22 protein-coding genes, 1 pseudogene and 2 riboswitches are annotated in these 22,688 nt (G+C 56.6%); of the genes and pseudogenes, 21 read left to right on the top strand and 2 right to left on the bottom strand.

Annotated elements, in window-relative coordinates; translation table 11 throughout:
• Positions 1-48: 48 nt before the first annotated feature.
• The 9 genes from QJ48_RS38730 to QJ48_RS16345 all read left to right on the top strand — a co-directional run bounded on the left by QJ48_RS38730 (position 49) and on the right by QJ48_RS16345 (position 7,205).
• A complete protein-coding gene (locus QJ48_RS38730) occupies positions 49-711 on the top strand; it encodes a sugar transferase (RefSeq protein ID WP_237762935.1) in 663 nt (220 codons plus the stop codon).
• A 1-nt stretch (position 712) separates the two neighbouring features.
• Positions 713-1,375: an acetyltransferase gene (locus QJ48_RS16380; RefSeq protein WP_054974631.1), complete on the top strand. Its 663-nt coding sequence runs from the start codon at positions 713-715 to the stop codon at positions 1,373-1,375.
• Positions 1,376-1,378: 3 nt separating this feature from the next.
• The gene (locus QJ48_RS16375; protein ID WP_054974630.1) at positions 1,379-2,548 is read left to right on the top strand and encodes a DegT/DnrJ/EryC1/StrS aminotransferase family protein; all 1,170 of its coding nucleotides are present in this window, start codon (positions 1,379-1,381) and stop codon (positions 2,546-2,548) included.
• A complete protein-coding gene (gene galU, locus QJ48_RS16370; RefSeq protein ID WP_054974629.1) occupies positions 2,535-3,437 on the top strand; it encodes a UTP--glucose-1-phosphate uridylyltransferase GalU in 903 nt (300 codons plus the stop codon). The genes QJ48_RS16375 and galU overlap by 14 nt, the downstream gene beginning before the upstream one ends.
• Before the next feature lie 4 nt (positions 3,438-3,441).
• Positions 3,442-4,785: a UDP-glucose 6-dehydrogenase TuaD gene (locus tag QJ48_RS16365; protein ID WP_054974628.1), complete on the top strand. Its 1,344-nt coding sequence runs from the start codon at positions 3,442-3,444 to the stop codon at positions 4,783-4,785.
• Entirely contained in the window at positions 4,760-5,293 is a 534-nt protein-coding gene (locus QJ48_RS16360) for a VanZ family protein (RefSeq protein WP_082420533.1), read from the top strand. The genes QJ48_RS16365 and QJ48_RS16360 overlap by 26 nt, the downstream gene beginning before the upstream one ends.
• Positions 5,290-5,955, top strand: coding sequence for a hypothetical protein (locus QJ48_RS16355; protein ID WP_054974626.1), 666 nt, complete (start codon positions 5,290-5,292; stop codon positions 5,953-5,955). The genes QJ48_RS16360 and QJ48_RS16355 overlap by 4 nt, the downstream gene beginning before the upstream one ends.
• Before the next feature lie 38 nt (positions 5,956-5,993).
• Complete coding sequence (locus QJ48_RS35340; RefSeq protein WP_063858099.1) at positions 5,994-6,872, top strand: hypothetical protein; 879 nt, start codon at positions 5,994-5,996, stop codon at positions 6,870-6,872.
• 135 nt (positions 6,873-7,007) lie between these two features.
• Positions 7,008-7,205, top strand: a complete 198-nt coding sequence (locus tag QJ48_RS16345) for a hypothetical protein (protein ID WP_054974625.1) — start codon at positions 7,008-7,010, stop codon at positions 7,203-7,205.
• Between the two features lie 77 nt (positions 7,206-7,282).
• On the opposite strand, the gene QJ48_RS16340 is transcribed toward QJ48_RS16345, so the two are convergent.
• Positions 7,283-8,047, bottom strand: a complete 765-nt coding sequence (locus tag QJ48_RS16340; RefSeq protein ID WP_054974624.1) for an AAA family ATPase — start codon at positions 8,045-8,047, stop codon at positions 7,283-7,285.
• 177 nt (positions 8,048-8,224) lie between these two features.
• Between QJ48_RS16340 and QJ48_RS16335 the strand changes: the two genes are divergently transcribed.
• A complete protein-coding gene (locus tag QJ48_RS16335) occupies positions 8,225-10,153 on the top strand; it encodes an FAD-dependent oxidoreductase (protein ID WP_054974623.1) in 1,929 nt (642 codons plus the stop codon).
• 77 nt (positions 10,154-10,230) lie between these two features.
• Here the strand turns inward: QJ48_RS16335 and QJ48_RS16330 are convergent, their stop codons facing one another.
• A complete protein-coding gene (locus tag QJ48_RS16330) occupies positions 10,231-11,112 on the bottom strand; it encodes a stalk domain-containing protein (RefSeq protein ID WP_054974622.1) in 882 nt (293 codons plus the stop codon).
• Positions 11,113-11,116: 4 nt separating this feature from the next.
• A riboswitch (cyclic di-AMP (ydaO/yuaA leader) is annotated at positions 11,117-11,271 on the bottom strand.
• Between the two features lie 163 nt (positions 11,272-11,434).
• Here QJ48_RS16330 and QJ48_RS16325 point away from each other — a divergent pair.
• The 11 genes and pseudogenes from QJ48_RS16325 to QJ48_RS36920 form a co-directional block, all read left to right on the top strand.
• A complete protein-coding gene (locus QJ48_RS16325) occupies positions 11,435-12,133 on the top strand; it encodes a DUF6483 family protein (protein WP_054974621.1) in 699 nt (232 codons plus the stop codon).
• A gap of 115 nt (positions 12,134-12,248) precedes the next feature.
• A riboswitch (purine riboswitch) is annotated at positions 12,249-12,350 on the top strand.
• A 158-nt stretch (positions 12,351-12,508) separates the two neighbouring features.
• Positions 12,509-12,994, top strand: coding sequence for a 5-(carboxyamino)imidazole ribonucleotide mutase (gene purE, locus QJ48_RS16320; RefSeq protein ID WP_036687439.1), 486 nt, complete (start codon positions 12,509-12,511; stop codon positions 12,992-12,994).
• Positions 12,991-14,184, top strand: coding sequence for a 5-(carboxyamino)imidazole ribonucleotide synthase (purK, locus tag QJ48_RS16315; RefSeq protein WP_054974620.1), 1,194 nt, complete (start codon positions 12,991-12,993; stop codon positions 14,182-14,184). The genes purE and purK overlap by 4 nt, the downstream gene beginning before the upstream one ends.
• Positions 14,185-14,238: 54 nt before the next feature.
• Complete coding sequence (purB, locus tag QJ48_RS16310; RefSeq protein WP_054974619.1) at positions 14,239-15,534, top strand: adenylosuccinate lyase; 1,296 nt, start codon at positions 14,239-14,241, stop codon at positions 15,532-15,534.
• 28 nt (positions 15,535-15,562) lie between these two features.
• Positions 15,563-16,456 (top strand): phosphoribosylaminoimidazolesuccinocarboxamide synthase, encoded by an 894-nt coding sequence (locus QJ48_RS16305; protein WP_054974618.1) that lies wholly within the window; start codon positions 15,563-15,565, stop codon positions 16,454-16,456.
• Between the two features lie 96 nt (positions 16,457-16,552).
• Positions 16,553-16,801: a phosphoribosylformylglycinamidine synthase subunit PurS gene (purS, locus tag QJ48_RS16300; RefSeq protein WP_025845489.1), complete on the top strand. Its 249-nt coding sequence runs from the start codon at positions 16,553-16,555 to the stop codon at positions 16,799-16,801.
• 19 nt (positions 16,802-16,820) lie between these two features.
• On the top strand, positions 16,821-17,516 hold the full coding sequence (gene purQ / locus QJ48_RS16295) for a phosphoribosylformylglycinamidine synthase subunit PurQ (protein ID WP_054974617.1): 696 nt from the start codon (positions 16,821-16,823) through the stop codon (positions 17,514-17,516).
• A complete protein-coding gene (purL, locus tag QJ48_RS16290; protein ID WP_054974616.1) occupies positions 17,494-19,740 on the top strand; it encodes a phosphoribosylformylglycinamidine synthase subunit PurL in 2,247 nt (748 codons plus the stop codon). The genes purQ and purL overlap by 23 nt, the downstream gene beginning before the upstream one ends.
• Complete coding sequence (gene purF / locus QJ48_RS16285; protein WP_157261651.1) at positions 19,722-21,260, top strand: amidophosphoribosyltransferase; 1,539 nt, start codon at positions 19,722-19,724, stop codon at positions 21,258-21,260. Before purL ends, purF begins: the two co-directional genes overlap by 19 nt.
• 283 nt (positions 21,261-21,543) lie before the next feature.
• Positions 21,544-22,584 (top strand): phosphoribosylformylglycinamidine cyclo-ligase, encoded by a 1,041-nt coding sequence (gene purM, locus QJ48_RS16280; protein ID WP_054974615.1) that lies wholly within the window; start codon positions 21,544-21,546, stop codon positions 22,582-22,584.
• Positions 22,581-22,688 (top strand): annotated as a pseudogene (locus tag QJ48_RS36920) (phosphoribosylglycinamide formyltransferase); the annotation flags it as partial. The gene purM and the pseudogene QJ48_RS36920, both read left to right, overlap by 4 nt.

Raw genomic sequence — 22,688 nt, 5'->3', positions numbered from 1 at the left:
ATCGAGCGCGAATTTACGGAGCAGGCGGTCGTTGGGCGGCTGCACCGCATGTACGGAGAGATCGAGCAGAAGAAAACGGCCCGTAAACGAAAATCCGTGCAGCGCGTCAAGCGCGTGCTCGATTTCACCGCTGCTCTGACGGCGGTCATCGCATTCGCTCCATTGTTCGTCCTTGTCGCGCTGCTGGTCCGCCTGAATCTGGGCTCGCCGGTGCTGTTCCGGCAGCAGCGTCCCGGGCTTCACGGCAAGCCGTTCCACGTGTACAAGTTCCGCACGATGAACGACCGGAAGGACAGCAAGGGCGAGCTGCTGCCGGACGCCGAACGGCTGACCGCCTTCGGCAAGCTGCTGCGCAAAACAAGCATGGACGAGCTGCCTCAGCTGTTCAACGTGCTGCGCGGAGATATGAGCCTGATCGGGCCAAGGCCGCTCCTGATGGAATATTTGCCGTTATATACGGAGGAGCAGCAGAAGCGGCACTGGGTCCGTCCGGGCATTACCGGTTGGGCTCAGGTGAACGGAAGAAACGCGATCTCCTGGGAAGAGAAATTCGCGCTGGACGTATGGTACACCGACCACCCGTCGCTGCTGCTGGATGCAAAAATCCTATGGATGACGGTGAAAAAAGTATTCCGTGCCGACGGCGTTCAGCAGGCGGGGCATGCCACGACGACCAAATTTACAGGCAACCGGAAGGTGGAGGGATTCTAGGATGAAGAAGCTCGTCCTGATCGGCGGAGGCGGTCATGGAAAGGTCGTCCTCGATGTAATGCGGGCCCAGGGAGAATATGAGCTGGCCGGGATCGGCGACGACAAGTATACGCACAGCTTTAGCCAGGACGGCATCCTTCACGGGCCGGTTGCGGACATGGCGGAGCTGCTGCGGGACGACGATTGCCGGCTGTTTATCGCCATCGGCAACAACCGCACCCGTCGTACCGTCATGGAACGGCTCGGGTACCCCGAATCCCGCTACGCGGTATTGATTCATCCGAGAGCAACGCTCGGAAGCGGGGTGACGATCGGCGGCGGTTCGGTCGTTATGCCGGGCGCGGTCATCAATCATGGCGCCCGGATCGGCGCCCAGTGCATCATCAACACCAGCGCCATCGTCGAGCACGAGAACGTTCTCGGAAGCTTCGTGCATATTTCTCCCTCCGCAGCCTTAGCCGGCGATGTCACGGTGGGAGACGGAACGCATATCGGGCTTGGCGCGAAAGTGATCGAAGGATTAACGATAGGCGGCTGGAGCACGATCGGAGCGGGAGCGGTTGCTGTCGACGATATTCCGGCTCAATGCACGGTCGTAGGCGTACCCGCCAAACCAATCAAATACGCTGATCAACCGGATCAGCTTGCTCAGAGGAGGGCGTAGCTAATGTCGCCGAATCAAAGGATTTACCTGTCTCCCCCGCATATGGGGCAAGAAGAGCAGCAATGGGTGCAGCAAGCTTTCGCCACCAACTGGATCGCGCCGTTAGGGCCGAACGTCGATGTCTTTGAGAAAGAGATTGCCGGGTACGTCGGAGCCGGAGGAGCGTTGGCGCTCAGTTCCGGTACGGCGGCCATTCACCTGGCTTTGCGCTTGCTTGGTGTCGGCGCCGGGGATACGGTGTTCTGCTCCAGCCTAACGTTTGTCGCTAGCGTAAATCCGGTGGTGTATCAAGGGGCGGAGCCGGTCTTCATCGACTCCGAGCCGGAGAGCTGGAATATGTCTCCGCAAGCGCTGGAGCGCGCGCTGTCCGAAGCCAAGCAGGCCGGGAAGCTTCCGAAAGCGGTCGTGGTCGTCAATCTGTACGGGCAAAGCGCAGACATGGACCCGCTGCTTGACTTATGCGACCAATATGGTGTTCCCGTCATCGAGGATGCCGCCGAATCGTTAGGCGCGACATACAAAGGGCGGGCGAGCGGAACGCTGGGCAGGTTCGGGACCTACTCGTTCAACGGCAACAAAATCATCACCACCTCCGGCGGGGGCATGCTGGTGTCGGACGACCTCGAAGCTTTGGAGAAGGCCAGATATTGGGCGACGCAGGCCCGGGACCCCGCACCGCATTACGAGCACAGCGAGGTCGGGTTCAACTACCGGATGAGCAACGTGCTCGCCGGCATCGGCATCGGCCAGCTTCGGAGGCTTCCCGAGCGAATCGAAACGAGACGCGCCATCTTTGCCGCCTATGCCGAAGCGCTGGGCCCCATGGAGGGCGTCGCGTTTATGCCGGAGGCGTCCTTCGGCCAAGCGACCCGTTGGCTGACGGCGCTGACCGTCGACCCGCAAGTCGCGAAAACGACGGCGGGTGACATCATCCGGGCGCTCGCGGAGGCGAACATCGAGTCCAGACCGGTGTGGAAGCCGATGCATCTGCAACCGCTGTTCCAAGGCTGCGCTTATTATCCGCATCAGGAGGGGCACAGCGTATCCGACCGGCTGTTCGAGCAGGGCATTTGCCTGCCTTCCGGCTCCAGTCTGACCGAAACCGAGCAAGCGAAAGTGATTGAGATCGTCAAAACACTCGTATGCGGAGGTATGACTCATGAAATTGCGTAAAGCGATCATTCCGGCAGCGGGATTGGGAACGCGCTTCCTGCCTGCAACCAAAGCCCAGCCGAAGGAAATGCTGCCGATTGTGGACAAGCCGACGATTCAATACATCATCGAAGAGGCGATTGCCTCCGGGATCGAAGATATTCTGATTATTAGCGGACGGGGAAAGCGGGCGATCGAAGATCACTTCGACAAATCGTTCGAGCTGGAAGACACGCTGTCGAAGAAGGGCAAGAACAAGGAGCTGGAACAGATCCAAGCGATATCCGAGATGGCGAATATCCACTATATTCGTCAAAAAGAGCCGAAGGGTCTCGGTCACGCGATCTGGTGCGCGCGCAGTTTTGTCGGCGACGAGCCGTTTGCCGTTCTGCTCGGCGACGACATCGTGCAGTCGAGCGAGCCGTGCCTGAGCCAGCTCATTCGCGTGCATTCCCGGTACTCCTCCTCGGTTGTCGGCGTCCAAAAAGTAAACGACGAGGACGTGTCCAAATACGGGATCATCGCTCCCCGGGGATCGTCGATTGAGCCGGAGGTGTTTTTCCTGGATACGCTGGTCGAGAAGCCTTCGAAAAAAGCGGCTCCTTCCAACTATGCGATCATGGGCCGGTACATTTTGACGCCGGACATTTTCGATATTTTGGAGAGTCTTCCGGCCGGTGCGGGCGGCGAAATCCAGCTGACGGACGCGCTCAAGCGATTGAACGAGAAAAGACCGGTCATCGCCTACAATTTCCAAGGGGCACGGCATGACGTAGGGGACAAATTCGGTTTTATCAAAGCGACGCTGGACTTCGCGCTGCAGCGCGACGATTTGCGCAATGACGTGATGAACTATATCCGGACGCTGTACGAAAGCGAGCCTTCATTTTACAGTAAGGTGGCGAAATAAGCTTATGCACAATATAACAGTGATTGGTACGGGATACGTCGGTCTGGTGTCGGGAACGTGCTTTGCCGAAATGGGCAACCGCATCATCTGCTGCGATGTGAACAAGGACAAAATCGCCATGCTGCAAAACGGCGAGATTCCCATCTACGAGCCGGGCTTAAAGGAGCTTGTCGCGAAGAACGTGGCGGAAAACCGTCTCTTCTTCACCTCCGAAATCGGCGAGGCTATTGAGGATTCCGACATTATTTATATTGCGGTCGGCACGCCTATGGCGGAGAACGGCGAAGCGGATATGCGCTACGTGAAGGAAGTGGCCAAGACGATCGGCAAGCACTTGAACACGTACAAAATTATTGTCAACAAGAGTACGGTGCCTGTCGGTACGGGAGAGCTTGTGCGGACGATCGTCGCCAACAACCGGATCAACGAACGCATTCATTTTGACGTCGTATCCAACCCCGAATTTCTACGCGAGGGCTCGGCGATTGCGGATTGCATGAACATGGAGCGGGCGGTGATCGGGGCGACGAGCGACAAGGCGGCCAAGGTCATTGCGAAGCTGCACGAACCGCTGCAGACGAAAATTTTCATTACGGACCTGCAAAGCGCAGAGATGATCAAATATGCGGCCAACGCCTTTCTGGCTACGAAAATTTCGTTTATCAACGCCATCGCCAATCTGTGCGAGCGGGTCGGTGCTGACGTGACCCAAGTATCGGAAGGCATGGGGATGGACAGCCGGATCGGCGGGAAATTTTTGCAGGCCGGTATCGGCTACGGAGGCTCCTGCTTCCCGAAGGATACGTTTGCGCTCGCCCATATGGCCGATCAGGCCGGGTATGATTTTACGCTGCTGAAATCCGTCATCTCGACCAACGAGGCGCAGCCGCATGTGATGCTGAAGAAGCTGCAGGATTTGTTCGGCGACTATGCCGGAAGGCGGATTGCTGTGCTCGGGCTTGCTTTTAAACCGAATACGGACGATATGCGCTGCGCTCCGTCGCTTGTCATTATCGACGAGCTGGTGAAAAAGGGCGCAATCGTCCAAGCGTACGATCCGATCGCCATTCCGAACGCCCGGGCGCTGCTGCCTGCCGAGGTGACTTATTGTGACAGCGTCGAGTCGGCAGTGACGGATTGCGACGTCTGCCTGATTTTAACCGAGTGGGATGAAATTGCGGGCATGGATCTTGCTTCCGTTCGCAAGCTGTTGAAATATCCGTTCCTGGTGGACGGGCGCAACTGCTTCTCGCTCCAGGAAATGTACGAACATGGCTTCGTTTACCATTCGGTTGGCAGGCCGGCAGTATTGACGGCTAGGAGTGAATCCCATCCGGTCAATTACTAAGCTCCTTACCCTTGTTCCTGTGTTGCTGTGGACGCTGCTTATTTTTCACTTCTCTTCCCAGTCCTACCCTGAGCAGAGTATACAGCCAATTTTACATAAATGGTTCACGAAGGAGGGGATGCTTAGCGTCGTACCTGAAATGACCATTCATTATCATCATTCTACGATTGAAGCCAGGAAGCAGCCGTTTGAATTTGTCGAGTTTTTGTTTCGAAAAGGTTCGCATTTGTTTATGTACGCGATGCTGGCGGTTTGTGCTTTGTTCGCGTTGGTTCAAACCCGATGGAAGCTTGGCTTCAAGATGTTGCTTGCGATCGTTTATGTGATTGGCATAGCTTCGGCGGATGAATGGAATCAAGCGAGAAGTGTGGAGCGTACCAGCGCAATGCAGGATATTGTATTGGATTCAATCGGCGGATTCCTTGGCTTAGTGGTTCTCATCCTATGCCTGGCGATGTTCCGCAAAATCAGACGGAACAGTACGCTACGAAGAGGGGAGGTTCCATGAAGGCGAGAATGAAAAAGGCCTTATTCATCGGGACGGCAGTTGTGTTGCTGCTGCTTGCCGGCGGATATTGGGCGCTTCATGCGGTGCAGGAACGGATGACGGCGGCTCTTGCCAGTCTGGCGGAAGAAGCGCCGGCGGGGAAGCGGTCAGAGACCGGTCCGGAGAAGCGGACCGATCCGGCGGGCAAAGCCTCGGATTCCGAGCAGCCTCCGGTATCGCAGCAGAAGCCGGCTCAAGCCTCGAAGCCTGCCTCCGGGCAGGATGCCGTCCGGAAGCCGGGCGATTCCCCGGTACCGTCGGGGACATCGGAGCAGGCTCAGCCACCGGCCACGACCGTCAAGCCGTCCGACCCGAAGTCGGGCAGCACAGGCTATAAAGCTGAAATACCCGCAGGCAAGGCGAAGGAAGTGCAGGATCAAATCTCGCTGTCCGAACAAGTCAAAATCACAACCGTGCTGCTTAAAAAGCTGAATGGTAATGATTTGAAACAATTACAAAATATGTTTGACAAAGGCGTTTCCTTGGAGGAAAAAAGGAAGGCCAAGGAAATGATCTTGGAAAAGCTTTCGGAAGAGGAATACGACGAGCTGATTGCGATTGCTTCGAAATATGGTTTAAGCAAGGGCAAGAGCTACGAGGAGTCTCTTCTGGAGAAAAAATGAGCTCTGCATAACTTTATAAAACTAAAGGAGAGAAAGCTATGAACAAAAGGAAAACCTTGTCAAAGTTTCTTGCGGTCGTGATCGCGGTAGCTTTGACTACACCGGTACTGTCTGCGCCGAAAGCCGAAGCGGCATCGCTTACATTCGAGAATCAGTCGCCGCTGGTTAACTTCAACGGACCTACCGTGGTCAATCTGAACGTGTTCCTCGGAGAACAGTTCAATCTGGACAAGTGGTTCGAGACGAATTTTGGCAACTGGGGCACTCCAAAACCGCCAAAGAAAGATAAGGAGAAGGAGCAAGAAAAGGAAAGACTGGAGAAGGAAAAGCAGGAGCAAGAGAAGCAGGAGAAGGAAAGACTAGAGAGAGAGAAACTCGAAAAGGAACGGTTAGAGAAAGAGAAGCAAGAGAAAGAAAAGCAGGAGAAAGAGCGGCTAGAGAAGGAAAAGCAGGAAAAAGAAAAGCAAGAGAAGGAAAAACAGGAGAAAGAGAAGCAAGAAAAAGAAAAGCAGGATAAGGAAAACGGTAAAGGCAATGGCAAAGGTAATGGAAACGGCAACGGCAATGGCAATGGCAATGGCAATGGCAACGATAAGGAGAAGGATAAAGAGTACAAGGAAATCACGAAAAATGCCACTCAGCAGTTAATCCATCTCCGCAATGAAAGCAAACAGGAATTGATGGGGATCGCTCTTCAGGCAGCAGCGGCAAGCAGTTCCAAGGAAAGAGCGAGGCTTTATCGGCAGGGAGAAAGCACGTTTAACGAAAAATCAGCTCAGTTCAACGCCATTATCGACAGCGTAAGAAGCGAGCTGGAGTCTAAAGGCTTCAGCACGGATATCGTCAACGAATATCAAGACGAGTTTAACAAAGAAGTTCAAATGGGACAAAGTCTGCTGCAAAATCTCGTGAAATAACTATCGGGAACCGGCGATTGCCTTCGGGCACCGCCGGTTTTTTATGCATGTGGCAGGAAAATAGATGCTTTCTAGGTATGAAATGTAAACAAGAGCTACAAAATAAAGGTAGTTCACAATAAGGAGGGAATTCGAATGAGCCAAGTGCCTGATAATGCAGGCAACGCCGAGCTGGAGGATCTGGGCACTCATGCGGCCGGGGCGACCGACCTGCACCAGACGCGGACGGCCGACCAGGCGGTACAGATCGATCCGCCGGTCGCCGGAAGCCCGGGGCCGATTGACCGCCGCGAAGAACGCTTCGACGTGAAGAAGAACGGAGATACCGTTTAACGACGGTTCGGACCAGATAAGCGCAAAAAAATCGAAGAACAGCGTACCGGAACTGATCCGGGCCTGTTCTTTTTGCGTTATTCCTCGTCGGCAAAAAGCTCTTTAAGCATACGTTCCCGGTTATGCAGAAATTGCTTCATAATGATATAATGATCGGTTTCTTCCACATTTATGTGTTCGATTCCATCCGGCGTCAAATAATAAGCGAGAGCATCCGGATAGCCCATCAAAATGGGCGAATGCGTCGAGATGATGAACTGCGAGTTCTTTTTGACCAGCGTGTGGATGCGGGCGAGCATGGACATTTGCTTCAAGGGAGACAATGCCGCTTCCGGCTCGTCCAGAATATACAGCCCGTTGCCTCCGAAACGGTGCAGGAAAGCCGCAAAAAACGATTCGCCGTGCGACTGCTCGTGCAGCGATTTGCCCCCGTACCAGTCGATGATTCGACCTCCGCCCAATGGCTCGCTATCCAACTGATCGATATTGGTCGCGAGGTTGTAGTAGGTTTCCGCCCGGAAGAAGAAGCCGTCCCTCGGCTTGCCGATCCCACGTACCAAACGGATATGCCGGTGCAGCTCCGAGTGGGATTCGTGCGTGGCGAAATTGAAGTTCAAGCTGCCGCCTTCGGGATTGAAGCCCCAGGCAACGGCGATGGCTTCAAGCAGTGTGGACTTGCCCATGCCGTTCTCGCCGATGATGTAGGTAACCTTGGGATGGAAGCGCAAGGTGGTCAACTGACGCAAAGCCGGGAGGTGAAACGGATATTTGGCGAAGGACGGCACGTTCTCCCGCAACAACTCCATGCTTCTCACGAACGGATCTTTATCGTATATCCCCATAAGATAATGCCTCCTTCCGGCATGTTCGTTGACTCTATTATACAGAAAAGCCGGTTGCCGCGTTTCATCGAGTTCTTTCGTTTTTGTAAAAAATGCGGTTTTCTGGAACAAACCATCGATTCGACGCGTCCATTAAGACGTGAGCAGATCGAGCGGAAACGGAGTGTGAGCTTGGGGATGGCGAATCGGTCAAAAAAAGAGTTACGGCTGGCAATAGGATTGGGCCTGCTGCTGGCCTTCATCATCGGAGGCGGGCTATGGTGGTACGGCAATGACAAGAGCACAGCCGGACCAGGCGAAATGAAGCCGCTGCAGCAAGTAAGCTCCGTCTCCCAAATCAAAGATGCCTATGATGTCATCGTGACCGGCACCGATCCGGAAGGTGTGTCGGCCGCTGTCTCGGCAGCTCGCAACGGCCTGTCCGTACTGCTGGTGGACGGGCGGAACCGTGAGATTCTTGGCGGCTTGATGACGCTGGGCTGGTTGAACAGTCTGGATAACAATTATTCCCCCGAGTCTTCGCTTGTTCCGGGCAAGCATAATTTTTTGAACAAAGGGATTTTCCAGGAGTGGTACGATCGCATCGAAGGCACATCGTTCGATGTTGTCACGGCCGCTAATGCGTTCTACGAGCTAGTCCGGCAGGAGCCGAACATCGATCTTCTCATGAAGGTGAAGACGATGGAGCCGATTGTGACCGTCGGCCAGGACGGCATGCGCAAGGTTACCGGCATGCAGGTGATCGGGCAGGACGGCAGCCGGCATAATGTGAAGGCCAAAGCCGTGATCGACGCGACGCAGGATGCCGACATTGCCGCGGCCGCAGGCGTAGCGTTCACGATAGGGAGAGAGGACATTGGTGATCCGAAATCCCAGATGGCGGTCACGCTTGTTTTTAAGCTGCGGGGCGTCACGCAGAAGGTATGGGAATCGTTCGGCAGCCACAAGGATACCGGTATTGACCGGATGAGCGGATGGGGGTTCCCCGAGATGTGGGAGTATCCGTCGAGCAACAAAGACAAGGTTCGCATGCGTGGCCTCAATATCGGGAGACAAAATGACGGGACGATTCTCATTAACGCGCTGCAAATTTTCGGCATCAATCCGCTGGATCCCGAGTCGGTCGAAGAAGCTTTTGAGATCGGAAAAAAAGAAATTCCGCTTGTCCTGGATTATATGAAGAAAAATTTCAAGGAGTTCGCCGATCTCGAGTTGGCCGGAACGGCGCCGGAGCTGTACGTGCGGGAAACCCGGCATATGAAGGGCCAATACCGCCTCACCATGACCGATGTGCTCGATAATCGCGATCAATGGGACCGCATCGCTTTCGGCTCGTATAAAGTCGATATCCAGAGCACGAGCTACCAAGACCGCGGCGCGATCATGATGAATCCGGTGCAGTATGCGATTCCGTTCCGCAGCATTTTGCCCCGCGAGGTGAACGGACTGCTGGTTGTTGGCCGTTCGGCCAGCTTCGATACGCTGCCGCACGGCAGCGCGCGCGTTATCCCGGTGGGCATGGCAATGGGGCAGGCGGCTGGAGCCGCGGCCAAGCTGGCAATCGACAAGGGGCTATCGTTCCGTGAGCTCTCCGAGTCCAAGCAGGACATCGCAGCGCTGCAAGAAAGGCTGAACAAGCAGGGGATGGAGCTGAAGCCATTCCGAATCGATCCGCCCGCTTATATGAAGCATAAAGCCTATGCCGGGCTGAAAGCGGCGGTGAGCATGAATTTGACCGTGGGCGGAGACAAAAATGAGGGCTTTGACCTGGACGGCGCTTCGAACGCGCAGCGGTTCGTCTATCAGCTGAACGGCGTAGGGAGAGTGCATTCGGCCTATTTTAAAGGAAAAGCTGCCGATTCGCTGCAGGGTATAGGCCATCCGGCTGAAGCTCCGCTCACGGCGGATCTGGCGGCGGCGGCCCTCGGCTCGGCGATGGGTTTGCCGCAAAAGCCGCCGACGACCATGCAGGAACTGATCAGCCAGGGTGCGGTGAAGCAGGATACGGTTTCGGCCATCCGTGACCCGAAGCGGCTCACCAACGGAGAAGCTTACATGCTGATCCGCGACGTGGTCGCGAACTATGCCGGCAAAACGTACGAGTAAGAGGTACGAACCGAAAAAAGCAGCCGTCCCGTGAAGGAGACGACTGCTTTTTCGGTTTGGATGAGAATCAAGCTTGATTAAGGATTAAGTACGTATACCTGCACATTTTGTATACCGAAGAGCTTAGCTTGAGCGCGGTTTTCGGGAAGGAATATATCGATTTTGTTGCCTTTAATCGCGCCGCCCGTATCCGTCGCTGTCGCATACAAGCCGTGAGCGGGCAGGCCCATATACGAGTAGCCTTTGATCAATACCTTAGAGCCGAGCGGAATGACCGACGGGTCGACGGCGATCGTTCCGAGCTTCAGCGGATTGCCCATATAATCGACTGCGCCATATCCGCCGTTCTCCGCCGGAGATGCGGTGTAGGCTGTCGCTTTGACTTCGATCATTTTGCTGTAACCCGGTGCAGGGGCCGTTGCGGGTTCTTGGAAAGCGGTCAGAACGGCTGCGCGTGGGCGATACCAAGCGGGCGCGTGATAGTTGCCGTCGGCACCGAGAATCGCGATGCGGTTATGATTATCCCATTGCGTTTGAATGTCGAACGAATCCGAGATTAGGCGGACCGGCACATAGACGCGGCCGTCGACGAATTCTGCAGCGCTTTCAATCTGTTCGGGTTCCCCGTTGACCGTAACCATTTTATCGCCGGTTTGCAGCGAAAGGCTGTTTTTATCGTCTTTTTTGATTGTAACTTTGATTTCGGAACCGGCAGGCTCCCAATTCAGCTGGTAGCCGAGTTTGTCCGCGACGACGCGCGCCGGAACTTGAAGCTTGTGATTCTCATCCACAAAAGGCTGGGCATCCGGAAACTGCACCAGCTTGTCGTTCACCTGAACCTTGATATCCTCTGCCAGACGCACCGGTTCATCGGCATAGGCAGCCGGAGCGCAGACGGGCAGTATCGCGGGCAGTGTGAACAGGCATGCAAGAAGCACGCTTTTCAAACTGAATTTCATATTCTATTTCCCTCCTGTTAGCCTCCGAGGTTAGTTGTCGGGTTCGGGAAGAGGTAGGCTCCCTAGCCTTCGAACCTCGCGGTTCTGCGGCATTCACCCCATGTATTGCGTCCCCCGTACGTACACAAAATTTGCTGTGCGATTCGGCTTTTAAGAATTTACCACAGGCTTGTTGCTGGTATCAATACATAAAATCATCCAGTTGCTGCCGGAAAATAGCAGAAGCTTTTTTCCTCCCGGGTAGGAATGCGGTACAATAAAAGAGTGTTCGGGGGCATCAACTGATTTGGGACGGTCTCGGTCCCGAGAAAGGAGCAGCGCCATGTATAAGCGGGATTACATATTACGGATGATCGAACAGGCGGCGGAAATGCTGCATAAAGTGATGTTTCTTCGGCAGAATCAACAGCTGCGGGAAGCGATGGAACTGCTGAACCAAGCGATGCGGCAGCTGCTCGGCGTCGGCTCGAAGCTGATCCATGCGCTGTCGGTCAAAGATCTGCTTGCTCTGCTGTCCAAAGACGGCGAAGTCGATCAGGGGAAAGTGCTTGTATGCGGGGACATGCTCAACGCCCAGGCGGCTTTGTACGCGGACTCCGGAGAAGAGGCGGCGGCAAGAGCGGCGGGGGCCAAATCGCTGGAGCTTCTGCTAACGGCCAGAGAGCTGGATGCGAGCGAAGAGCTGCGCGAGGAATTCGCAGACCGGATCGAGTCCGCGCTTGCCCTGGTTGGACGGGCTCCGATGTCTGCAAGTTTGCTCAAGGTACTTATCCCTTATTATGATGCTGGCGGCCGATACGGTCGGGCGGAGGATGCGCTTTTCCATTTGCTGGACGAGCTGGAACGGTCGCAGGAAACGGAGGAGCGGCTCGAACAGCTCGGACTCGGCATTCGGATGTACGAACGATGGCTGGACCTAGATTCGGCAGCGCTGGAGCAGGGCAACTTGTCGAAAGAAGAAGTGGAAGACGGGCTGAACGAGCTGATTCGCATAAAAAAGCATATTTTAGAGCAAGGATAAGCCGTGCGCTTTTTTGCGCTAAAATGCGAACTATTTCTGTTTTGAGCAAAATAATGTTCGTCTTTTGGAGTTGACATGCGGTGTTAAAGACTGTTAAACTAAAGAGGATGAAAGCCTTAAAAAAGTCGAATAGTCTCGTATAATGTCGGGAATATGGCCCGAAAGTTTCTACCCGAAAACCTTAAATTTTTGGACTACGAGTGAGCGAAGTTTCAGGGGTCGGCATACGCATGCCAGACCTTAGCTTGCGCTTGTGGAGATTCTTGTCGTCCTGCCGATAGACTGCGCTTGTCAGTACTATCCAATGGGCGTTTTGTTTTTTTTGCTTCTATAATATAGGGTCAAACATCGATGCGACCGACACGGAGGTTACCAATGTCTGTTCTTGTTGGAGTCATTATGGGCAGCCAGTCCGACTGGGAAACGATGAAGCATGCTTGCGATGTGCTGGACGAGCTCGAAGTGCCTTATGAAAAGAAAGTCGTCTCCGCTCACCGGACGCCCGACCTGATGTTCGAGTATGCGGCATCGGCAGCGGACCGCGGATTGAAGGTCATTATTGCGGGAGCCGGCGGCGCAGCGCATTTGCCGGGTATGGTGGCGGCGAAGACGGTGCTGCCGGTGATCGGCGTGCCGGTGAAGTCGTCCACGCTGAACGGCCTTGATTCGCTGCTGTCCATCGTTCAGATGCCGGGCGGCATTCCGGTCGGCACCGTGGCGATCGGGAATGCCGGAGCGACGAATGCGGGGCTGCTGGCCGCTCAAATGCTCGGCGCCTTCGATCCGGCGCTGCAGCGCAAAGTAGCGGAGCGCCGCGAAAAAATTGCGCAAACCGTTATCGAAAAGAGCGTGCTGGAATGACGCGGCAGACAGATCAAAACCGAACGTACGACCCATCGAAAGTATTGCCCCCCGGCGCAGCGATTGGTGTGCTTGGGGGAGGGCAGCTCGGACGGATGATGGCTCTGGCGGGAAGCGCCATGGGCTACCGGTTCGTCACGTTGGACCCGACGCCGGATTCGCCTTGCGGCCAAGTGGCCGACCGGCAAATCGTCGGGCCTTATCATGATGTCGATGCTGCGCGGCAGCTTGCGGAGCTGGCCGATGTCATCACGTACGAGTTCGAGAACGTGGACGCCGATGTCACCAAGCTGCTGATGGCCGAATCGTACGTGCCGCAGGGCAGCAAGCTGCTGTACACGACGCAGCATCGGCTGCGCGAGAAGCGGGCGATTGAAGCTGCAGGCGTCAAGGTCGCGCCGTATGCCGAAATCGGCAGCGTAGAAGAGCTGCGCGAAGCGGTTGGACGCTTCGGCACGCCTTGCGTGCTGAAGACGGCGACGGGCGGGTACGACGGCAAAGGGCAGTGGGTGATCCGCTCGCTGGACGAAGTGCAGGAGGCGTACGATACGTTAAGCCGGGCCCGGACGGAGCTTGTGCTGGAGCAATTCGTGCATTTCACGAAGGAGCTATCGGTCATCGCGGCCCGCAGTCCGCGCGGGGAGACGAAAGCTTTTCCCGCTGCGGAGAATGTGCATGTCAACAACATTTTGCACCTGTCCATCGTACCGGCAAGGGTGCCGGAAGAGGTGCAGCGGGAAGCGGAGCGGATGGCGCTCCGGATCGCCGAGGAACTGGATGTGATCGGCTTGATCGCCGTCGAGCTGTTCCTTACCGTGGATGGCGAGCTATTCGTCAACGAGCTGGCGCCGCGTCCGCATAACTCCGGCCATTATACGATGGAGGCGTGCCGGACTTCGCAGTTCGAACAGCATGTGCGGGCGATCGCGAACCTGCCGCTCGGAGATCCTGCACTGATGACACCGGTCGTCATGGTCAATGTGCTGGGAGAACACGTGCAGCCGCTGCTGGACTGGATCGTCCGGCCGGAAGCGGAGCAGGTGCCGGGCGTGACGGCGAAGGTGCATTTGTACGGGAAGCAGGAAGCCAAGGCCGGCCGCAAGATGGGCCATGTGAATTTGCTCGCAGCCTCGCATGAGGCGGCATTTGATTGGATAGAGGCTTCAAAAATATGGGACGCTAATAAATAAGAACGGTTCGGATTGAGTATTATTAACCGGATAAAAGCGGAGGATGGAGAAACGATGATCGAACGTTATACGAGACCCGAGATGGGCGGCATTTGGACGGAAGAAAACAAATTCAAAGCATGGCTCGAAGTCGAGATTCTTTCCTGCGAAGCGTGGGCAGAGCTGGGGGTTATCCCGAAGGAAGACGTAGCCGAGCTGCGCAAAAACGCAAGCTTCAACATCGACCGCATCTACGAAATCGAGCAGGAGACGCGCCACGACGTGATCGCCTTCACCCGTGCGGTATCCGAGACGCTCGGACCGGAGCGGAAATGGGTACACTACGGCTTGACCTCTACGGACGTGGTTGATACGGCGCTCGGTTACTTGCTGAAGCAGGCCAACACGATTTTGGAGAAGGACCTGCTGAACTTTATCGAGATTTTGAAGGACAAAGCGGTCACTTACAAAGATACGGCGATGATGGGACGGACGCACGGCGTGCATGCTGAGCCGACGACGTTCGGACTGAAAATGGCGCTGTGGTACGAGGAGATGAAACGCAACCTGGAGCGTTTCCGCTTTGCGGCGGACGGCGTGCAGTTCGGCAAAATTTCCGGAGCGGTCGGCACGTACGCGAACATCGATCCGTTCGTCGAGGAATATGTGTGCGGCAAGCTTGGCACGAAGCCGGCGCCGATTTCCACGCAGACACTGCAGCGCGACCGTCACGCGGAGTATATGGCGACGCTGGCGCTGATCGCGACCTCGCTCGACAAATTCGCGACCGAAATCCGCGCGCTGCAGAAGAGCGAATTCCGCGAGGTGGAGGAGCCGTTCGCCAAGGGGCAAAAGGGTTCGTCCGCCATGCCGCACAAGCGCAATCCGATCGGCTGCGAAAGCATCTCCGGGCTGGCGCGGGTCATCCGCGGCCATATGGTTTCCGCTTACGAGAACGTGACGCTGTGGCATGAGCGCGATATCTCGCACTCCTCGGTCGAGCGGATCATTTTGCCGGATGCGACGATTCTCCTCAACTATATGCTGAACCGCCTGGGCAACATCGTGAAGAACCTGACGGTGTTCCCGGAAAATATGAAGCGCAACATGCAAAGCACGTACGGCGTACCGTTCTCCGGCCGCGTCATGACGAAGCTGATCGACAAAGGCTTCAGCCGCGAGCAAGCGTACGATACGGTGCAGCCGCGCGCGATGCAAGCGTGGGAGGAGCAGCGTTCGTTCCGCGACATCGTGGAGAACACGCCGGCGATCCGGGAGCATCTGAGTCTGGAAGAGATTGACGACGCGTTCAACCCGAGCTGGCATTTGAAGCATGTGGATACGATTTTCAAGCGTCTCGGCTTGAGCTGATCAAAAACGGGGGAGGCCTGACGAAGCGATGAGTAGAACGACGACAACGGCCATTTCGAGCGCCGAGCCATATGTGAAGGCGCCGCTGCTCTACAAAGGCAAGGTCCGGGAGCTGTACGATCTCGGCGAGCACTACCTGATCGCGGTCACCGACCGCATCTCCGCGTTCGACTGGGTGCTGAGCCCGTCGGTGCCCGACAAAGGCAACGTGCTGAATTCGCTCAGCCGCTTCTGGTTCGAGCAGACGGCAGGCATCCAGCCGAATCATTTGGTGCACGCCGACGTAGACCGGCTCGGGGAGCTGGTCACGGACCGCGAGATTATGAAGGACCGGTTCATGGTCACGAAAAAGGCACAGCGGATCGACATCGAATGCGTCGTGCGCGGCTATATTACCGGCGGCGGCTGGCGGCAGTACCAGCAAACTGGCGAAGTGAACGGGCATAAGCTGCCGGCAGGCATGCGGAAGAATGAACGGTTTCCGCAGCCGATTTTCACGCCTGCCGCGAAGAACGACGTCGGCCACGACGAGGACATCTCGATCGAACGGATGACCGAACTGATCGGCGCGGAGCTGACGCAGCAGCTTCAGGAGAAAAGCATCCGGCTGTATGAGTTTGCACGGGAGTTTTGCGAGGCGCGCGGCATCATTTTGGCGGATACGAAGTTCGAATTCGGCCTTATTGACGGCGAAATCATCTTGATTGACGAAATTTTCACGCCGGACTCCTCCCGTTTCTGGGACAAAAGCAAGTACGAGCTCGACATCGAGATCGACGGCATGGACAAAGAGCCGGTCCGGACGTATTTGTCCGGCACCGATTGGGACAAAAACAGCGAGCCGGACCCGCTGCCGCCGCATGTGGTGGAGGAGACTTCCCGGCGTTACCGCGATATCTACAACCGTTTGGTGCAAGGGTAAACTGGCTTGCCGGGGCGGTAAAGCAGCCGCTCCGCGGATAACGCGCTTCAGGATAGGCCCAAAATGATTAACTTAATGTGGGAGGTACTTTTCCTAATGTTCAAAGCAACGGTATACGTAACGATCAAGCAAAGCGTTCTGGATGTGCAAGGAACCGCCGTACAGGGCGCGCTCCACTCGATGGGCTTCGATGAAGTGGAGAAGGTGAGAATCGGCAAATATTTGGAAGTGGAACTGAACACAAACGACCGGGCTGCGGCGGAAGAGCGGTTGAAAGCGATGTGCGAAAAGCTGCTCGCGAACACCGTAATCGAGGATTACCGTTTCGAGCTGGTACAGGGTTAATCAAAAGGAGGCGCGCGTGATGAATTTCGCGGTGTTGGTATTCCCCGGCTCCAACTGCGATATCGACTGCTACAAAGCGGTAGAGGATACGATCGGACAGCCAGTGGATTACGTATGGCATACGGAAACGGACTTATCGAAATATGATTGCATTCTTATTCCCGGCGGCTTCTCATACGGCGATTACCTGCGCTGCGGCGCGATTGCCCGCTTTGCCCCGGTCATGGGCGCTTTGGTGAAAGCGGCAGAGGAAGGAAAATACATTCTGGGCATTTGCAACGGCTTCCAGATTTTGCTTGAATCGGGTCTGCTGCCAGGAGCCATGCTGCGCAACCGGTCGCTCAAATTCCGCTGCCATGCAGCTATGCTGCAGGTGGAAAATACGAATACGCCGTTTACTTCGGACTATACGAAGGGCGAGCTGATCAATATTCCGATCGCCCACGGCGAAGGCAACTATTATTGCGACGAGGCGACGCTGGCGGAGCTGAAAGCGAACAACCAGATCGTGTTCCGTTACGAAGCGGGCAACAACCCGAATGGCTCGGTCGACGATATTGCCGGCATTTGCAACCGGGCGGGCAATGTGCTGGGCATGATGCCGCACCCGGAGCGGGCGGTACATGAGCTGCTCGGCTCGGCGGACGGACGGAAAATGTTTACATCGATTTTGAGCACCTGGAGGGAGAAGCATGGCGCAGCAGCTATCGGCTAAGGAACCAACGGCAGAGCAAATTGCCGAGCAGCAGATTTACAAGCAGTTCGGCGTATCAGATGCGGAATATGACAAAATTTGCGGTTTTTTGGGCCGGAAGCCGAACTACGTCGAGATCGGCGTGTTCAGCGTCATGTGGTCCGAGCACTGCTCCTATAAAAACTCGAAAGCGGTTCTCCGCAAATTCCCGACAAGCGGACCCCGCGTCCTGATGGGGCCGGGCGAAGGCGCGGGTATCGTCGATATCGGCAACAATCAAGCGGTTGTGTTCAAAATCGAAAGCCATAACCACCCTTCGGCGGTCGAGCCGTATCAAGGCGCGGCCACTGGAGTCGGCGGCATTATCCGCGACATTTTCTCGATGGGCGCAAGACCGGTGGCGGTATTGAACAGCTTGCGTTTTGGCCGTCTCACGAATGATCGAGTCAAATATTTGTTCGAACATGTCGTCGCGGGGATTGCCGGGTACGGGAACTGTATCGGCATTCCGACGGTCGGCGGCGAAGTGATGTTCGACGAGAGCTACGAAGGCAACCCGCTCGTCAACGCGATGTGCGTCGGTCTTATCGATCACGACAAAATCCAAAAGGGCGTCGCCAAAGGCGTCGGCAACCCGGTTTTCTACGTCGGACCGGCAACAGGACGCGACGGCATCCACGGCGCGACGTTCGCATCCGAAGATTTGACAGAGGAGTCCGAAGCGAAGCGTTCGGCGGTGCAGGTCGGCGATCCGTTTATGGAGAAGCTCGTGCTGGAAGCGTGCCTGGAGCTGATCAATTCCGGCATCGTCGTCGGCATTCAGGATATGGGCGCCGCAGGCTTGACCTGCTCCAGCTCGGAAATGGCGAGCAAGGCCGGCAACGGCATGGAGCTGTATCTGGACGAGGTGCCGCAGCGCGAGGAAGGCAAGACGCCATACGAGATGATGCTGTCCGAGTCGCAGGAGCGGATGCTGTTCGTCGTGAAGCCGGAGCATGAGGCGCAGGCGAAAGCGATTTTCGAGCGTTGGGGTCTGCACTGCGCGAAGGTGGGCAAAGTAACCGACGACGGCAATCTGAAGCTGTATCATAAAGGCGAACTGGTCGGCGACATGCCGGTCAAAGCGCTCGTAGACGATTGCCCGATGTATCACAAGCCTTCCGCGGTACCGGCTTATTACGAAGAGAACGGCAAGGTCGATACGCTTCGTTACCCGGAAGTGACGGATTTGAACGGCGCGCTCAAGCAGGTACTGGCTTCCCCTACGGTAGCGAACAAAGAGTGGATTTATAACCAATACGATTATATGGTACGTACCAGCACGGCGGTTCAGCCGGGCTCCGATGCGGCGGTCGTGACGATCCGCGGCTCCCGCAAGGCGCTGTCCATGTCCACGGACTGCAACGGACGCTATGTATATCTCGATCCGGAAGTCGGCGGACGCATCGCCGTGGCGGAAGCGGCGCGCAACAACGTCTGCTCCGGCGCGGAGCCGCTGGCGATTACGGATAACCTCAACTTCGGCAGCCCGGAGAAGCCGGAAATTTTCTGGCAGCTGGAGAAATCCGTCGACGGGATGGCCGAAGCTTGCCGCAAGCTGAATACGCCGGTCATTGGCGGAAACGTCAGCTTGTACAACGAGAACGCCAAAGGCGCGATTTATCCGACGCCGGTCGTCGGGATGGTTGGCTTGGTGCATGACACCGACCATATTACAACGCAGGGCTTCAAGCGCGAAGGCGACGTGATCCTGCTGCTCGGCGAAACGAAAGCGGAGCTGGGAGGCAGCGAGTTCCAATATGTCGTTCATGGCGTAACGGAAGGCCGTCCGCCGCAAATCGATCTGGACGTGGAGAAAACGCTGTTGGATGCGGTATTGACCGCGATTCAGCAAGGGCTGGTCGCTTCTGCGCACGACTTGTCCGAAGGCGGACTGGCCGTCGCGCTGGCCGAGAGCTGCATGAGCGGACGTCTCGGCGCGAAGGCGAACATCGCAACGGAGCTGCGCCCGGATATTGCATTGTTCAGCGAAAGCCAATCCCGCCTTCTGCTAAGCGCAGCCCCGGACAAAGCCGAAGCGCTGCAGCAGCTTCTGGCAGAGCGCGGCGTGCCGGTACAAACACTCGGTACGGTCGGCGGCAGCTCGCTCCAACTTCAAGTCAATGGAAAACCGGTTATTGATGCATCTGTGACGGAACTAGAAAAGGTTTGGAAGGATGCGATTCCATGTCTGATGAACAACTGATCGGCGGACAGGGACAAGAGGCAGCAAAAATCGTTCGTTCGGCTTCCGGAGTGGCAGTGCCCCTCTGGACCGGACGCTACTATAACGAGGGCCATAGCGGCCAAGACAGCTTTATGGACAAGCTGGGGGAAGAGTGCGGGGTTTTCGGCGTGTTCGGGCATCCCGAAGCCGCTTCGCTTTCGTACTACGGCCTCCATGCGCTGCAACACCGCGGGCAGGAGAGCTCGGGCATCTGCGTAGCCAACGGCGAGACGTTTCATTATCACCGCGGCATGGGGCTTGTGAAAGAAGTGTTCAACAACGACAACCTCGCTCCCATGACCGGGAGCGCGTCGATTGGACACGTGCGTTATTCGACGTCGGGCGAAAGCAAGCTGGCCAATGCGCAGCCGCTCGTGTTCAAATACCGCGGAGGCGATCTGGCGATTGCCACGAACGGCAACTTGACCAATGCGCCGGAAATCAAGGACCAGCTGGAAAAAGAAGGGTCGATTTTCCAAACGACCAGCGATACGGAAGTCGTAGCGCACTTGATCGCCCGGTCGAAGCAGAATGATATCGTCTCTGCCGTGAAAGAGACGCTGCTCCGAGTGGAGGGCGCGTATGCGTTTATGTTTTTGACGAAGGACAAGCTGATCGTCGCGCGGGACCCGCACGGCTTGCGGCCTTTTGTGATGGGCCGTCTTGGCAATGCGTGGCTGTTTGCTTCCGAGTCCTGTGCGTTCGACACGGTCGGCGGCAAGTATTACCGCGATGTCGAGCCGGGCGAACTGCTGGTGATGGACTTCAAAACCGGCGCAATGACGGAAGACCGGTTCTCGCCGATCAAGCAGCGTGCGATCTGCGCGATGGAATACATTTATTTTGCCCGGCCGGACAGCGACATCGACGAGACGAACATCCATTCCGCGCGCAAGCGGATGGGACGCCAGCTGGCGATCGAAGCGTTCGTCGACGCCGACATTGTCACCGGCGTGCCGGATTCCAGCATTTCCGCCGCGATCGGCTACGCGGAGCAGACGGGCATTCCGTACGAGCTCGGCCTGATCAAAAACCGCTACACCGGCCGGACATTCATCCAGCCGAGCCATGAGCTGCGGGAGCAGGGCGTCAAGATGAAGCTGTCGGCGGTGCGCAGCATCGTCGAAGGCAAGCGCGTCGTCATGATCGACGACTCGATCGTGCGCGGCACGACCTCGCTGCGCATCGTCAACCTGCTGCGCGAGGCCGGCGCGAAGGAAGTGCACGTACGCATCAGCTCGCCGCCGTTTGCGAACCCGTGCTTCTACGGCATCGATACGCCAAGCCGCAAGGAGCTGATCGCGGCGGTCAAATCGGTGGAGGAAATCCGCGAGGCGATCAACGCCGATTCGCTGCATTTTCTCAGCCATGAGGGGCTGCTCACGGCCATCGGCCGTCCGAACGTGGAAGTCAACCGCGGGCTGTGCACGGCCTGCTTCGACAACCGCTACCCGACGCCGGTTCCCGACGAAGCCGCTCTTGGCTGCGGCTGCGATTGAGCGGACAGGACGCCAGCATGCTTTTGATCTAACCCGGCGGTCCCGGGCTGCCCGGACCGCCTTTTTACGATAGCGCAGGTTTTGCTGCGCAAAATTTTTGACGGAGCGCTTAGGCGGAGGTTCGTGTGTCTGCCGAAGAGTCTACGTGCCGCCTTTGAAAACGGGTTATTCCCGCTGCTAATATCAATGAAGATAACCCGTTTTCAAGAGCGGCCGCAGGCAGACAGCACGAACTGGAGCCGGAACAAGCGCAGCCAACCACTTTTGGGGAGGAACAATCCAAGTGTCCGATGCATATAAACAAGCCGGTGTCGATATCGCGGCCGGCAACGAAGCGGTAGAGCGCATGAAGAAGCACGTCAAGACGACCTTCCGTCCGGAAGTGCTGACAGACCTCGGCGGCTTCGGCGCGCTGTTCGGCCTGAACAAGGACAAGTACGAAGAGCCGGTGCTCGTTTCCGGTACGGATGGTGTCGGCACGAAGCTGAAAATCGCTTTCGCGATGGACAAGCACGACACCATCGGCATCGATGCCGTGGCGATGTGCGTGAACGATATTGTCGTGCAGGGCGCGGAGCCGCTCTTTTTCCTCGATTATCTTGCCTGCGACAAGGTCATTCCAGAAAAAATCGAAGCGATCGTCAAAGGCATCAGCGACGGCTGCGTGCAGTCGGGCTGTGCGCTGATCGGCGGCGAAACGGCGGAAATGCCGGGGATGTACGGCGAAGGCGAGTACGATATTGCGGGCTTTACGGTCGGTATCGTCGACAAGAAGAAGATCATCGACGGCTCCACGATCCGTCCGGGCGACGTCGTCCTGGGTCTCGCTTCGAGCGGCGTCCACAGCAACGGATTCTCGCTGGTGCGCAAGCTGCTGCTGGAAGACAAGGGCTACACTCTGCACGATACGATCGACGAGCTGGGCGGCCGTCTGGGCGACACGCTGCTCGTGCCGACGAAGCTTTACGTCAAACCGGTGCTGGCGGTGCTCGAAGAGGTATCGATTAAAGGAATGGCGCACATTACGGGAGGCGGCTTCCTGGAGAACATTCCGCGCGTGCTGCCGGAGGGCGTCGACGTCGAGATCGATTACGGTTCCTGGCCGATTTTGCCGATTTTCCAACTGATGCAGCGGGAAGGCGGTATCAGCAACAACGATATGTTCCGGACGTTCAACATGGGGATCGGCATGGTCGTCATCGTGGCGGAGGACCAGGCCGCACGGGCTGCCGAGCTGTTCGCGCAGCACGGCGAGAAAGCCTATACGCTTGGCCGCGTAACGGCAGGGGAGCGTAAAGTTACGTTTACCGGGGCGGTCGTATGAGAACCGAACCGTTGCGTATTGCCGTATTCGCCTCGGGCAGCGGAAGCAACTTCCAGGCGATAGCGGATGCGGCAATGGCAGGCCGGCTCGATGCGCGCATCGAG

The organism is Paenibacillus sp. A3, assembly GCF_001399685.1.
Taxonomy (GTDB): Bacteria; Bacillota; Bacilli; order Paenibacillales; family NBRC-103111; genus Paenibacillus_G.
The sequence above is the reverse complement of the archived record's forward strand: the minus strand, read 5'-3'. Positions and strand labels throughout refer to the sequence as shown.